General features: G+C 33.6%; 9 protein-coding genes. 1 reads left to right on the forward strand and 8 read right to left on the reverse strand.

Annotation, left to right across the window (positions count from 1 at the left end; all coding sequences use genetic code 11):
- Window positions 1-28 precede the first annotated feature (28 nt).
- Together DFQ07_RS03660 and DFQ07_RS03665 are read right to left on the reverse strand one after the other, a co-directional pair.
- Window positions 29-5,980, reverse strand: coding sequence for an immunoglobulin-like domain-containing protein (locus DFQ07_RS03660; protein ID WP_133534930.1), 5,952 nt, complete (start codon window positions 5,978-5,980; stop codon window positions 29-31).
- A 123-nt stretch (window positions 5,981-6,103) separates the two neighbouring features.
- A complete protein-coding gene (locus tag DFQ07_RS03665; protein WP_166627713.1) occupies window positions 6,104-7,774 on the reverse strand; it encodes a tetratricopeptide repeat protein in 1,671 nt (556 codons plus the stop codon).
- Window positions 7,775-7,985: 211 nt separating this feature from the next.
- Here DFQ07_RS03665 and DFQ07_RS03670 point away from each other — a divergent pair, with 211 nt between their 5' ends.
- Window positions 7,986-8,447 (forward strand): Na(+)-translocating NADH-quinone reductase subunit F, encoded by a 462-nt coding sequence (locus DFQ07_RS03670; protein ID WP_133534932.1) that lies wholly within the window; start codon window positions 7,986-7,988, stop codon window positions 8,445-8,447.
- A gap of 286 nt (window positions 8,448-8,733) precedes the next feature.
- On the opposite strand, the gene nqrF is transcribed toward DFQ07_RS03670, so the two are convergent.
- From nqrF to DFQ07_RS03700, 6 genes are read right to left on the reverse strand one after another with little or no spacing between them, the layout of a single operon-like run.
- Window positions 8,734-10,044 carry an NADH:ubiquinone reductase (Na(+)-transporting) subunit F gene (nqrF, locus tag DFQ07_RS03675; RefSeq protein ID WP_133534933.1) on the reverse strand — a complete coding sequence of 437 codons (1,311 nt, stop codon included), beginning with the start codon at window positions 10,042-10,044 and terminating at the stop codon, window positions 8,734-8,736.
- Window positions 10,044-10,787, reverse strand: a complete 744-nt coding sequence (nqrE, locus tag DFQ07_RS03680; RefSeq protein ID WP_133534934.1) for an NADH:ubiquinone reductase (Na(+)-transporting) subunit E — start codon at window positions 10,785-10,787, stop codon at window positions 10,044-10,046. The genes nqrF and nqrE overlap by 1 nt, the downstream gene beginning before the upstream one ends.
- Before the next feature lie 31 nt (window positions 10,788-10,818).
- Window positions 10,819-11,463: an NADH:ubiquinone reductase (Na(+)-transporting) subunit D gene (locus DFQ07_RS03685; RefSeq protein WP_133534935.1), complete on the reverse strand. Its 645-nt coding sequence runs from the start codon at window positions 11,461-11,463 to the stop codon at window positions 10,819-10,821.
- Window positions 11,464-11,465: 2 nt separating this feature from the next.
- Window positions 11,466-12,206, reverse strand: coding sequence for a Na(+)-translocating NADH-quinone reductase subunit C (locus DFQ07_RS03690; protein WP_133534936.1), 741 nt, complete (start codon window positions 12,204-12,206; stop codon window positions 11,466-11,468).
- Window positions 12,207-12,208: 2 nt separating this feature from the next.
- Complete coding sequence (locus DFQ07_RS03695; protein WP_133534937.1) at window positions 12,209-13,414, reverse strand: NADH:ubiquinone reductase (Na(+)-transporting) subunit B; 1,206 nt, start codon at window positions 13,412-13,414, stop codon at window positions 12,209-12,211.
- Between the two features lie 3 nt (window positions 13,415-13,417).
- Window positions 13,418-14,770, reverse strand: coding sequence for a Na(+)-translocating NADH-quinone reductase subunit A (locus DFQ07_RS03700; RefSeq protein WP_133534938.1), 1,353 nt, complete (start codon window positions 14,768-14,770; stop codon window positions 13,418-13,420).
- Window positions 14,771-14,867: the final 97 nt, after the last annotated feature.

Genomic DNA, 14,867 nt, shown 5'->3' on the forward strand with positions numbered 1-14,867 from the left:
GGTTTCACAGCAAATTATATCCTTCCCCTTACTCTTTTATAATTTTAAACACCTTTATCCCTTTTTGTGTGTATACACGAGCAAAGTAAACACCTTTTATAAAGCTTTCTAAATCAATTTCCTTTTCTGAACTTTTCACAATCTTTTGTCCGGACAGATTGTATAGTTCAAAACTATCTATTTCAATAGTAGAATATACTTTTCCTTGAGTTGGATTAGGATATAGAATAAATTCATCACTTTCATCATCACCTCCCATGCTCAGAGATTTATCAACCGTTATAACAAATTCATGGAAACTATAGTTGTTATAATTGTCAAAAACTTCAATAGTAATGGTATGGTCTCCTGCTGTCAATATTTGTCCTGGTGAAGGATATTGTTCCACACTTAATATACTGGCACAATTATCTGTAACTGTAATTTGATTTCTAAAATCTTCCAATATATATCCATTATTCTCTGTATTGTTAACTCCTACAACCATATCATTTGGTAAAGTAGTTACATCAAACACAGGATATAAAGTATCTACCACTCTTATCATTGTAGTACATGTAGCTACCAAATCATTATTATCAATAACAGTTAATGTGACAGCAATTGGATTTCCTATATCTGAACAGTTAAAAGAATTTCTATCAATACTCAAAGACTTTATTCCTGATAAATCAGTTGATCCATTATCAATATCACTTGCTTCAATCACATAACTTCCTGTTTCATCTAGAGCAAAAATAGCTTCTGAAATACAGTTTACCGTAGGCGCAGTGGTATCTACCACATTTACTATTCGAGTTACTTGTGCTGCTGCATTTCCTGAAGCATCTGTAGCATTGTAATAAATTGTGTAGGTTCCTACAGCATCTACAAATTCAGAAGTATTGATAACAACATCCGATCCATCATCTGTCGTAGCTCCTAATTCTGAATAACCTACTCCCAACTCTATCGTTTGTGGGTTGGCTCCTATTAAACTAATAACTGGTGCAGTTGTATCTATCACATTTACTGTTCGAGTTACTTGTGTTGCTGTATTTCCTGAAGCATCCGTAGCATTGTAATAAATTGTGTAGGTTCCTACAGCATCTACAAATTCGGAAGTATTAATAATAACATCCGATCCATCATCTGTCGTAGCTCCTAATTCTGAATAACCTACTCCTAATTCTATCGTTTGTGGGTTGGCTCCTATTAAACTAATAACTGGTGCAGTTGTATCTATCACATTTACTGTTCGAGTTACTTGTGTTGCTGTATTTCCTGAAGCATCCGTAGCATTGTAATAAATTGTGTAGGTTCCTACAGCATCTACAAATTCGGAAGTATTGATAATAACATCCGATCCATCATCTGTCGTAGCTCCTAATTCTGAATAACCTACTCCTAGTTCTATCGTTTGTGGGTTTGCTCCGTTTAATGTAATTACTGGTGCTGTGGTATCTATCACATACACTGTTCGGGTTACTTGGTCTGCTTTATTTCCATAAGCATCCGTAGCATCGTAGTAAATGGTGTAAGTTCCAACTACATCTCTAAATTCGGAAGTATTGATTACAACATCTGATCCATCATCTGTCGTGGCTCCTAATTCTGAATAGCCTGCTCCTAGTTCTATCGTCTGAGGGCTTGTTCCGTTTAATGTAATTACTGGTGCTGTGGTATCTACCACATACACAGTTCGGGTTACTTGGTCTGCTGTATTTCCTAAAGCATCTGTAGCATCATAATAAATAGTATAGGTTCCTACGGCATCTACAAATTCGGATGCATTGATAACAACATCTGATCCATCATCTGTCGTAGCTCCTAACTCTGAATAGCCTGCTCCTAGTTCTATTGTTTGTGGGTTTGCTCCTACTAATGTGATTACTGGTGCTGTGGTATCTATCACATTTACTATTCGAATTACTTGGTCTGCTGTATTTCCTGAAACATCCGTAGCATCGTAATAAATAGTATAGGATCCTATTTCATCTCTAAACTCAGAAGTATTGATAATAATATCCGATCCATCATCTGTAGTCGCTCCTAATTCTGAATAGCCAGATCCTAGTGCTATCGTTTGTGGATTTGCTCCATTTAGGGTAATTACTGGTACAGTGGTATCTACCACTTTCACTGTTCGAGTTACTTGTGCTGCTGTATTTCCTGAAGCATCCGTAGCATTGTAATAAATGGTGTAAGTTCCAACTGCATCTCTAAACTCAGAAGTATTGATAACAACATCCGATCCGTCATCTGTCGTAGCTCCTAATTCTAAATAGCCTGCTCCTAACTCTATCGTTTGAGGATTCGCTCCGTTTAGTGTAATTACTGGCGCAGTGGTATCTACCACTTTCACTGTTCGGGTAACTTGCTCTGCTGTATTCCAAGAAGCATCCGTAGCATTGTAATAAATGGTGTAAGTTCCAACTGCATCTCTAAACTCAGAAGTATTGATAACAACATCCGATCCGTCATCTGTAGTCGCTCCCAATTCAGAATAACCTGATCCTAACTCTATTGTTTGTGGGTTCCCTCCATTAAGCGCAATCACTGGCGCTGTGGTATCTACTACTTGAACGATTCGGGCGACTTGGTCTGCAGAATTCCCTGAAGCATCCGTAGCATCATAAAAAATTACATAGGCTCCTACGGCATCTCTAAAATTAGAAGAATTGATAATAACATCCGATCCATCATCTATGGTTGCCCCCAATTCTAAATAGCCTGTTCCTAATTCTATCGTTTGTATGAATGTTCCGTTTAGTGTAATTACTGGCGCAGTGGTATCTACCACTTTCACTGTTCGGGTGACTTGGTTTGCTTTATTTCCATAAGCATCCGTAGCATCGTAATAAATTGTATAACTTCCTATTGCATCTCTAAACTCAGAAGTATTGATAACAACATCCGAACCGTCATTTGTGGTTGCCCCCAATTCTGAATAGCCAGCTCCTAATTCTATCGTTTGTGGATTTGCTCCTACTAATGTGATTACTGGTGCGGTATCTACTACATTTACTGTTCGGGTTACTTGTGCTGCTGTATTTCCAGAAGCATCCGTAGCATCGTAATAAATAGTATAAGTTCCAACCGCATCTCTAAATTCAGAAGTATTGATTACGACATCTGATTCATCATCTGTAGTCGCTCCTAATTCTGAATAGCCTGCACCTAACTCTATCGTTTGTGGATTCGCTCCGTTTAATGTAATAACAGGTGCTGTTGTATCTATCACATTCACTGTTCGGGTAACTTGGTCTGCTGCATTCCAAGATGCATCCATAGCATCGTAATAAATGGTATAGGTTCCTACTGCATCTCTAAAGTTAGAAGTGTTGATAATAACATCCGATCCATCATCTGTCGTAGCTCCTAATTCTGAATAGCCTGCTCCTAATTCTATTGTTTGTGGATTCGCTCCTTTTAGTGTAATAACTGGAGCTTTACAGTCATCTCCAAAATTAGTATGTGCATCAATACTGGACCAACTTATAGCACTATAAAAAGGGTTATCAACTTCAATACAGCGTAGCAAGGGATTTGATGTTGATTGAAAAGCTGTAATTTTTGTATTGTTGTTATTTTTAACATTAAAATATTCCAACAAACTATTACCAAAAACCCTTAATTGAAGAAGGTTAGGAAGCCCGCTAACATCTAACTCTTTTAACTCACTATAGCTAATTTCTAAAACAAGTAGACTCTTTGTTAACTGTGATGGTAATAACTCAGTAAGTGGGTTGCTACCAATAGATAATCTCGTTAATTTTGTATTGAGTGATACATCTATTTTTGAAATATTATTTAACTCGCAATATATTTCACCTAACTCTAGATTTCTAGAAACATCAAGTTCAGTTAAGTTATTACCTATTAAAAACAATCTACCTAAGTTAGTAAAGCCTTTTATACCTGTTAAGTCAAATATATCTTTTCCATTCAAATTTAATTGATAAACAGTATTGATATTTTTCTTTAACACATAATTATCTAGCCCATCATCATAACCTAAATCTATCAATGCTTGCTCAAAGTTATCATCTGGAACATAGACAGAATCGTAACGGCAAGAATCACTAAATGAAGTGTGTGCATCTATAGTTGTCCAGTTTGTAGTACTATAGCTAGGATTATCCACTTGAATGCAATACAATTCTGGAGTATTTATGGTCTCGAAAGTTAGGATTTTAGTTTCATCAATGTCTTTTAAGGTTAGTTCTCCTAAATAAGGGTTATCTCTTAGCCTTATATGTTTTAAATTAGTCATACCCGATAAATCTATTGCTGCCAGATGATTATCATTAAGGTTTAAGCTGAAAATACTCGTTGGCAAACTTGATGGTAATAACTCCGTTAATCCATTTCCTTCTGCTGCAAAATATATTAGCTTGGTATTGGCACTAATATCAAGTTTTGTAATATTATTACTACCACATAATAAATCTGTAAGCTCTGTATTACTTGAAACATCTAGCTCTGATAGATTATTTACTCTACAATCTAAATCCTTTAAAGCTGTGAATCGCTCAATTCCGGTAAGGTCACTAATATTCTTATTGTAAAGATTTAAAATAGTTACAGAATCGATGTTTGCTGTTAAAACATAATTATCTAATACATCATCATACCCTAAATCAATTAGCGTCTGTTCGAAATTATCATCAGGAACATAGGCATAGTCATTAAAACAATTTTGACTAAAATTAGTATGAGCATCTTTATTTGTCCAATTGGTTTCACTATACGATACATCATCCACATCTATACAATACAACAAAGGTGTATTAGTAGCTTGGAAAACTCTTAGTCCACTATTATTCCCGTTTTTTATTGAAAATTTTTCAAGGAACGGATTGTCCTTCATTATAGTCAAAACTAAATTCGGATAGCCGCTCAAATCAATTTCTGTAAGGTTGTTTTCAGCAACATTAAATTCAGAAAGATTTACTGCTGAACTTGGTATTATAAGTTCTTCTAATCCGTTACCCTCAAGGGCTAAGCGAGCTAGTTTGGTATTTGTTGATAAATCAACAGATGATAACTTATTGTATCCTGCATATACAGTCATTAACTCTGTATTACTATAAAGATCTAGTTCCGATAGGTCATTTCCTCTAACCACTAAAATCGTTAATGCTGTAAAACCCTCTATACCAGTTAAGTCCGAGATGCTTTTTTCTTCTATTTCTAATGAAGTTACTGCACTTATGTTTGACTTTAAAACATAATCGTCCAATGCATTATCGTAGCCTAAATCAATTAATGCTTGTTCAAAATTATCATCTGGAACGTATACATATTCCTCACAAAAAGTATTGAACGTTGTATGTACATCTTTATTGATCCAATAAGTATCACTGAAATTAGGATCATCTACCATAATGCAATCCAGTAAAGGGTTAGTTCGAATATCGAAATTACCTGCATTGGTTATACTGGTATTATTACCGTTCCTTACATTTAAATACTCTAAATTTGGACAATTAGTTAACCATAAGGCTCCCAAATTTATCAAATTACTTAAATCTAATGACGACATTTTATTACCCGCCAAATTAATATACTTTAAAGAGGTTGGTAAGACATTAGGAATAACCCTTGTTAGATTGTTGTTTTCGGCTATTAAACTTTCCAGATTATTATTATTTGTTAAATCTAGTCTTGAAATTAAGTTAGCTCCACAGTGCAGTGTAATTAACTCTACATTGTTAGAAATATCTAATTCTGTAAGTTTATTACTTCTAACATTAAGTGACTCTAAAGCTGTAAAGTCTTCTATACCTGTTAAATCTTGAATGTTTTTATTTTTAACATTTAAAGTTGTCACCGATGAAATATCTGAGGTTAGTACAACACCGTTAACAACACCATCAGAATCGATGCTCAGATCAATTAAAGCTTGTTCAAAAGCTGAATCTGGTATGGAAGTAGTTTGCGCTGATACTACTAATGAAAAAAACAAAGTAATTAATGAGAGTAATTTTTTTGCCATATACGAGTGGATTAGAACTATTTTATCGAGCGCAAAAAAATGAAAATAGCACTAAACCTTAAAGAAAACTAAGGTAGCAAATGGGTATCAAACACTCAAAATCACTGACATAAATAAAAATCTCTACTCTTTAGGTATGTAGTTTTCTATATAATTTATAATATCCTCATCAGAGTTAATTTCTAATTTTTTTCTGATTCGATATCGTGTTGATTTTACTGATGCTAAACTTATACTTTGCAAATCTTTAATTTCATTGGTAGATAACCCCAACTTCATTAAGTATAGTAACTTCTTTTCTTTTTCATTAAGAAATGAAAAATGTGTATTCAATTTTATTTTAAAACTAGGACTTACCTTATCTAGATACTCTGCTAAACTTAATGAGGTATTATAGTCTATATTTTTAGATTTTAAAGATGCTAAAAGAGATTTAATCGCTTTGGTTTTATCTTCTCCTGACTCAATACTTAAAATACTCTTTAATTCTTTTATAAAAAGCTCTTGATATTCTTGTTTAATTTGATTGTTTAAGTGCTCATTTTTAAGCTCAGCTTCTTTTAGTTGTAAAACCTGTTCAGCTGTTTTTCTCTGTAACTGTTCATTCTCTAATTTTCTTGTCGAAAGTGCCAATCGATTTTTAGTATTTTTTCTAATCAACAGAAAAATGGTTATTGCAGATGCTACAGATAACATTAATAATCCAAAGTACCATTGCTTTTTAGCCTTTTCGTTTTGAAGTTTCAATTCTGTTTGTAGCTTTTCTTTTTCAAATTGATAATTTAGCTCTAAAGCTGTGATTCGTTTTGCCTTTTCCGTATCATTTAGACTATCATTATACGCTTTATACAATGTATAATCCTTTAATGCATGTTCAAAATTACCAGTGGTCTTATAAACAGAACTACGACTGTAATACTGTTTACGTAAAAGTTCTTTATGCTTTATTCTTTTGGAAATAGTAATAGCACTGTCCAGTCTTAGGATAGATTCTTTATAATTTTTAATTCCATTATAAGAAGCTGCAAGGTTCAGGTAGGCTGTACTTAATTCATTTAATAAACCTAATTCCTTAAAAATCTTTATATTTTCCTGAAAAGTTTTAATTGCTTTGTCATATTGTTTCGACGAATAATATAATAGCGCTAAATTACCATTGACTTTAGCAATACCTTGTTTAGAGGTAAATAGTTCTTTCGCTTTACTATACTTAATGAATGCTGAATCATATTGTTTTTCATAAAAATAGGTAACACCCAACATATTATAAGAAGTTGCTAAATCATCATAATTGCCATGGGTACGCTCTCTTATTTCAATTGCTTCTTTAAAATATGTTTTAGCTTTATCATACTCTTTTTGTCGCCTGTAAAACATTCCTAGATTATGTAAGGTTAATCCAAGCATAGTAGAATCCTTAATATTCTTACTAATTTCAAGAGCTTTTAGATAATTAGATAATGCTTTTTCAGGAAAACTTTGTTTAGCTTCTATAATAGCCAAATAATTAATTGCTTCTGCTTTTTTACCAGTAAAGTATACATTATTATATTTGCTAGCTTCTAACACTTTTATAACCTCATTAATCAATATTCTAGCTGTATCAATATCTCGATTAAGTATATACTTAGTCAATTCTATTTTAGAATGAATGCGAATAGAATCTGAAGACGATTCTTTTATATTAGATTTTAATTCATAAAGTGTACTATCCTTAGATTGCGCAACAACCGATGACGATATAGTTAGTAATATAATTACCAGTTTATATACACAATTAGAAAGTTTCAACATAAATATATCCCTTAATGCTGCAAAAATACATTTTGATCTTAATAAAGACCTAAAAAGTATATTAATAACAATCATTGTATGGAAAAGTAAAAAACTTACTGAACACCCTGTTTTTTCACGAACCAAACACCTAAAAAAACTCATTAACAACAAGTTAACTTAAAACATAATCAATATTTTGTATATTTAAAGGAGTTAATCCTTTTTGATTATGGAAACACCTAAACGACTAGAGCAAGCGCTTATAAAACTTTACAATGCTTTTCATAACAATGAATTGAACCCAGAATGTTGCTCAGCTTGTGCTGTTGGAAATATTTTAGACAATAGAGATAGCTGGAAACATCTAACAAATGGTCACGGTTCGTTAGAGTTGAGTTATGTTGGTAGAGTACATCAAAATTTAGGCAGAAAATTTAACGGTTACTCTCCCTTAGAATTATTACAAATTGAAAAAGTTTTTCTTGAAGCTTGTGGGTTTGTGGTTCCTTTATGTCATTATAACCCAAAACCCCAAGACCCTACAAATAAAGAAACCCTATTTAATGGCTTATGTGCTGTGGTTGCTCACTTATGTAAGTTAGATAACGTAGCAAACGTTATGGATTATTCTAAAATTTTTGAATACGAAAAAGACACTCCTGTATATCAGTTTGATGTAATTTACGAGTAATTATTTTGCTAAAAACATCGTTTTACATTCAAAACACTTAAACCTTCTTTTATTGAAAAAGATGAGTTTCTGAACAAGACTTCTTCTTTTTCTTCTTACAAATGTAGATTGGCAATTTGGGCAGTTCATAAATTTCTTTTGTTTGTATACAAAGGAAGCTTATTAAGTTTAACTGAATGTTAAAAAATCTGCAAATGGTTAAAAATCAATTATAGAATGTGATTTTTTCTGTATAAAAAAACCGATACATTTCTGTATCGGTTTTATATTTAAAATCACTAAGTGATTATCCTCCAAAGTCATCAAAACGAATATTCTCATCTGGAATACCAAAGTCTTGTCCCATTTTCTCTACTGCTTTGTTCATTAGCGGTGGTCCACAGAAGTATAATTCAATATCTTCTGGTGCTTCGTGCTTACTTAAGTAATTATCGATTACACAGTTATGAACAAAACCAACAAAACCATCACCTTCATCTTCCATACTATTCTTTACTTTCCAGTTATCTTCCGGTAAAGGTTCTGATAATGCAATATGGAATTTGAAATTAGGGAATTCTTTTTCTAATGCCCAGAAGTGCTCTAAGTAGAATAATTCGCGCTTAGAACGACCTCCGTACCAATAAGAAACTTTTCTTCCTGTTTTTAAGGTTTTGAATAAGTGATATAAGTGAGAACGCATTGGTGCCATACCTGCTCCTCCACCTACATATAACATTTCTGCATCTGACTCATTGATGAAGAACTCACCATAAGGTCCAGAAATAGTTACTTTATCTCCTATTTTTCTAGAGAATACATATGAAGATGCAACTCCTGGATTTACATCCATCCATCCTCCTTTAGCTCTATCGAACGGTGGAGTAGCAATACGAACGTTTAACATGATTTCACGTCCTTCTGCTGGATAAGAAGCCATAGAGTATGCTCTCTCTACTGTTTCTGGGTTTTTCATTACTAAAGGCCATAACTTAAACTTATCCCATTCTTCTTGGAACTTGTCTGGAGTTTCGTGCTCTTCAGGGTGTGCAGTGATATCCATATCTGAGAACTTTATTTCACATGGTGGAATTTCAATTTGAATATACCCTCCTGCTTTGTAGTTCATGTCTTCTGGAATCTCAACTACGAATTCTTTAATAAAAGATGCTACGTTATAGTTACGTACAACTGTAGCTTCCCATTTCTTAATACCAAAAATTTCTTCTGGAATTGAAATATCCATGTCTTGTTTTACTTTAACCTGACATGCTAAACGAGCTCCATGTTGTAATTCTTTACGAGTAAAGTGTGGTGTTTCTGTTGGTAAAGCTTCTCCTCCACCTGAAAGTACGTGACACTCACATTGAATACAAGATCCACCTCCACCACAAGCTGATGGTAAAAAGATTTTCTCGTTTCCTAAGGTAGATAACAATGTACCTCCTGAAGCTACTTCTATTGTCTTATCACCATTGATTGTAATCTTTACAGGTCCAGATGGTGCTAATTTTTGCTTTACAAATAATAATAAGGCTACTAATACTAAAAGTACCGCTAAAAACGCTAATACTGTAATAGCAACTGTTCCTCCTGTGCTTACTTCTAAAAATACCATTATTCTGTAATTTCTTTAGTGTTATTAGCCAATTCTTCAGCTTCCTTTTTTACCTCTTCTTTCTTCTCTTCTACCTTAACCTTCACTTCAGCTTTAGGAGCTTCTTTTTCTTTACTTGCATCATCACCTCCTGTTAACATACCTCCAAAACTCATAAATCCGATAGCCATTAAACCAGTAGTAATGAATGTAATTCCTAATCCTCTTAATGCTGGTGGTACAGAAGAGTATCTGATTTTTTCACGAATAGCTGCAATAGCTAAAATTGCTAAAAACCATCCAATTCCTGAACCAATACCATATACGAATGATAATCCTAAAGTTGGAATTTCACGAGATTGCATAAATAAAGATCCTCCTAAAATTGCACAGTTTACAGCAATTAACGGTAAGAAAATACCTAAAGAGTTGTATAATGCTGGTGCGAATTTTTCTACGATAATTTCTACCAATTGTACCATGGTTGCAATTGTTGCAATAAACATGATAAATGACAAGAAACTTAAATCGTAGTCTGCATATTCAGCTCCTAACCATTTTAAAGCTCCAGGTTGTAATAAGTATTGATCTAACAACCAGTTTACAGGTACAGTTACAGCTAATACAAAGATTACTGCCGCCCCTAAACCTACGGCTGTTGATACTTTTTTAGATACAGCTAGGTATGAACACATTCCTAAGAAGGTAGCAAATACCATGTTGTCTATAAATATCGACTTGAAAAATAATTCTATATGTTCCATTCTTCTATTTTTTTAATGAACACTAACTAGGTTAGTCTTCAATTAATGCTTTATTTTTTGAACGCTGTACCCAAATAATAATACCTACAACGATTAACGCCATTGGAGACAATAACATGAATCCATTATTTTCATATCCTAAAGCATACAATCCTGTTTTTTCAATAGAGTCACCTAATACTTTAAAACCTAATAAAGTACCAGAACCTAATAATTCTCTAAAGAATCCTACAAGTACTAATATTAAACCGTAACCTGCAGCGTTACCAATACCATCTAAAAAAGACCTCCATGGTCCGTTACCTAAAGCAAATGCTTCAAAACGTCCCATAATGATACAGTTGGTAATGATTAACCCTACAAATACCGATAAAGTTTTACTTAACTCATATGCAAATGCTTTTAGTACTTGATCTACAATAATTACTAATGCAGCTACAACAACTAACTGTACTATAATTCTAATTTTAGAAGGAATGATATTTCTCATTAATGAGATTACCACGTTACCTACTCCTAATACAAATAATACAGAAATAGACATTACTATTGCCGCCTTTAATTCAGCTGTAATAGCTAATGCAGAACAAATACCTAATACCTGAATAGTAATTGGGTTATTATCTGCTAACGGATCTTTAATTAATGCTGCGTCTTTTTTTGATAAAAGTCCCATAGTTATTTTAATGTTTTAAAGTAAGGTACATACAGTGCTAACTCTGATTTAATCATAGCAGTTACCCCATCACCTGTAATGGTTGCTCCTGCAATAGCATCTACCTCATTATCATTTTTATCTTGATTTTTTGGATCTCCATTTCCTTTAGCAACTGTAATTCCTTTAAAAGAACCATTGCTCATTAAATCTTCTCCTGCAAAATCATCCATAAAGAAACGTTGCTTAATGTTAGCTCCCAAACCTGGAGTTTCTCCCTTATGATCAAAGAATACTCCTTGAACTACCATGTTTTTATCCATAGCAACATATCCCCATATAGCATCCCAAAGACCTTTACCTCTAATAGGAGTGATGTAAAAAGTTTTACCTTCTTTCTCTCCTATAAACAATGGTAATTTTCTTGTTTTACCTTCTTTAGCAGCTGTTTGTTCTTTTTTGACATCAATTAAATAAGCTTTTTCATCTTCGGTAGTTTTATCTCCTTCGATAACTATTTGCTTTTTGATGTACTTAGCAAACTCTTCTGCTACTTTATCTTTTGAAACAAAAATTACACTTGTTTCATCATTTTCGTTTACACCCATAGCATACAAAATATTTTGTTGCTTTTCGATACGTTTATTCGCATCAATTGTTGGGCGAAGTGATGACGCTGTAAAAGCTAACAACGCACCCACTACTAGTACCATTCCTATAGCGAAAAGTACTGTATATACATTACTATCTGTCTTCTTACTCATAATTAGGCAGTTTTAGCTTTTAAACGTTTTAGTCTTCTCTTTACATTTCCTTGTACTACATAGTAGTCAATTGTTGGAGCAAATACATTCATTAATAAGATTGCTAACATTACTCCTTCTGGATATGCTGGATTGAATACACGAATCATAATCGAGATAAATCCGATTAAGAAACCATAAATCCATTTTCCTTTGTTAGTTTGCGATGCTGTTACCGGGTCAGTTGCCATATATACCGCACCAAATGCAAAACCTCCAATTAATAAATGCTTCCAAAACTCTAATTTCATTAATCCATGAAACTTGCTTGTTTCACCAATCCATCCTAAAGCCACAACTTGGTTAAAGATGAATCCCATTACTAAAGCTCCAATAACTGCAGACACCATAATTCTCCAGCTTCCAATCTTTGTAAAGATTAAGAATAAAGCTCCTAATAAGATTAATAATGTTGATGTTTCTCCTACTGAACCTGGGATAAACCCAAAGAACATATCAGAAACCGAATAGCTTAAAGGTTGTGACTGTGCTAAACTTCCTAAGATAGTTTCTCCTGAAATAGCATCAGCTGTACCAGCAGCTTCAACAGCTCCATGAACCCATACTTTATCTCCCGACATCCATGTTGGATATGCGAAGAATAAGAATGCACGAATCGTTAAAGCTGGGTTTAAGATGTTCATTCCTGTACCACCAAATACTTCTTTACCAATTACAACTCCAAATGCTACAGCTACCGCTAACATCCATAATGGTAAATCTACTGGTACAATTAACGGAACTAGCATTCCTGTTACTAAGTAACCTTCTTCTACTTCGTGTCCTTTAATTACAGCGAAGATAAATTCAATTAATAAACCAACTCCATACGATACAATTACTAATGGTAAAATTTTAGTTAAACCAATTAAGAAATTGTTCATATTCCAAAAGTCTCCACTAAAGAAAGACATTCCTTCAGTAAAACCGTTAATAGCAGCGTTATGTTGATACCCTGCATTGAACATTCCAAAGATTAAACATGGCACTAATGCCATAATTACGATATTCATCGTACGTTTTAAATCATCGGCTGCCTTGATATGAGTTCCTCCATGAGTTGTCTCATTAGGCAAATATAAAAAGGTGTGGATTGCGTTAAACGCAGGTGCCATCTTAGTACCTTTATATTTCTCTTTTAAATTATGTAAATTTTGTTTCAAGCCCATATCTTATCCTAATTCTTCTCTCATTAAATCTAATCCTTCACGAATTATTTTTTGGTGAGGTTGTTTCGATACACAAATAAATTCTGTTAATGCAAAATCTTCTGGTGCAATTTCATAAGCTCCTAACCCTTCCATTTCGTCAAGGTCTTTGTACATACAAGCTTTTAATAATTGCATCGGATAGATATCTAATGGAAATACTTCTTCATACGAACCAGTTACCACAAATGCTCTGTGCTCACCATTAGTATTTGTATTTAAATCATATTTTTTCTTTGGATTTAACCAAGAGAATGTCAATGCTCTAGAAGCAGATATCTTGTTAAATACTGGTTTATTCCACCCGAAAAATTCATAATCATCTCCTTCTGGAATCGCAGTAATCAAATTATCATAATACCCTAAGAAACCATCTTGAGCAACTTCTAAACCACTTAACACATTTCCACTAATCATACGAGTATTATCAGCATCTAAATTTCCTTTAACAACATCTGCTATTTGTGCTCCAGCTTTCGCTGTTACATATTGAGGTTTGTTAAACTTAGATCCTGCTAAAGCAACAGTACGTGTAATATTAACCTTACCAGTTAATAACAACTCCCCAATTACCACTAAGTCTTGAGGTGTTACCACCCACACAACTTCTCCTTTGTTAATCGGGCTAATCTGTGCAATTTGTGTACTTACGTTACCTGATGGGTGTGGTCCTGAAACTTTATGTAATTCAACACCTTTTAACTCTTTAAACGGAGATAATGTTGAATTTGCTGCTACAGAAACATGAACTTTACCAGTAGTTAACTTTGTTAACGCTGTTAAAGCTGCTTGTAACTCAGCTTCTTTACCTTTTAACGCATAATCATAATCAGCTGCTAGCGGTGCACTTGCATAGGCAGATACAAAAATGGCTTTAGGTGCTTGATTCGGATTTGCAATCACGTCGTAAGGACGTTGTTTTACAAATGGCCAACAACCTGAAGTAAATAAGTGATTTTTCACTTCTTCACCAGACATTGCATCAACATCTTTTTTACCAAAATCTTTGTATTCCTGCTGTGCATCAGCAGTGATTTTAATTGCTAAAACTTTTCTTCGTGCTCCACGTACGATTTCTGTAACTTTTCCACTAACTGGGCTTGGAAATAAAATACGCTCATCACTTTTTGAATAAAAAAGTGCTTGACCTGCTTTTACTTCTGTACCTTCTTTAGCTAAAATTTTAGGAATAACGCCGTGAAAATCATCTGGCTTTATTGCAAACACACTACCTAATGGAAGTTCGGTAGTTACTTGTTCTGCCTCGCCAACTAGCTTGATATCCAAGCCTTTCTTAATACGGATGTCTTTTGACATAGTAACTGATTAATTTGATTTTCTTAAAAAACATGCAAATTTAAAAATTTTGAAAACCATTGCAGAACAAAACCATTTTTATCTTCAAGAAACAACT

Origin of the sequence: Tenacibaculum caenipelagi (assembly GCF_004363005.1) — a bacterium.
Lineage (GTDB): Bacteria > Bacteroidota > Bacteroidia > Flavobacteriales > Flavobacteriaceae > Polaribacter > Polaribacter caenipelagi.

Bases quoted from the DNA above. Each gene is read 5' to 3' on its own strand.
- DFQ07_RS03660 (WP_133534930.1), bottom strand. From the start codon at position 5,980: ATGGCAAAAAAATTACTCTCATTAATTACTTTGTTTTTTTCATTAGTA.
- DFQ07_RS03665 (WP_166627713.1), bottom strand. From the start codon at position 7,774: ATGTTGAAACTTTCTAATTGTGTATATAAACTGGTAATTATATTACTA.
- DFQ07_RS03670 (WP_133534932.1), top strand. From the start codon at position 7,986: ATGGAAACACCTAAACGACTAGAGCAAGCGCTTATAAAACTTTACAAT.
- nqrF (WP_133534933.1), bottom strand. From the start codon at position 10,044: ATGGTATTTTTAGAAGTAAGCACAGGAGGAACAGTTGCTATTACAGTA.
- nqrE (WP_133534934.1), bottom strand. From the start codon at position 10,787: ATGGAACATATAGAATTATTTTTCAAGTCGATATTTATAGACAACATG.
- DFQ07_RS03685 (WP_133534935.1), bottom strand. From the start codon at position 11,463: ATGGGACTTTTATCAAAAAAAGACGCAGCATTAATTAAAGATCCGTTA.
- DFQ07_RS03690 (WP_133534936.1), bottom strand. From the start codon at position 12,206: ATGAGTAAGAAGACAGATAGTAATGTATATACAGTACTTTTCGCTATA.
- DFQ07_RS03695 (WP_133534937.1), bottom strand. From the start codon at position 13,414: ATGGGCTTGAAACAAAATTTACATAATTTAAAAGAGAAATATAAAGGT.
- DFQ07_RS03700 (WP_133534938.1), bottom strand. From the start codon at position 14,770: ATGTCAAAAGACATCCGTATTAAGAAAGGCTTGGATATCAAGCTAGTT.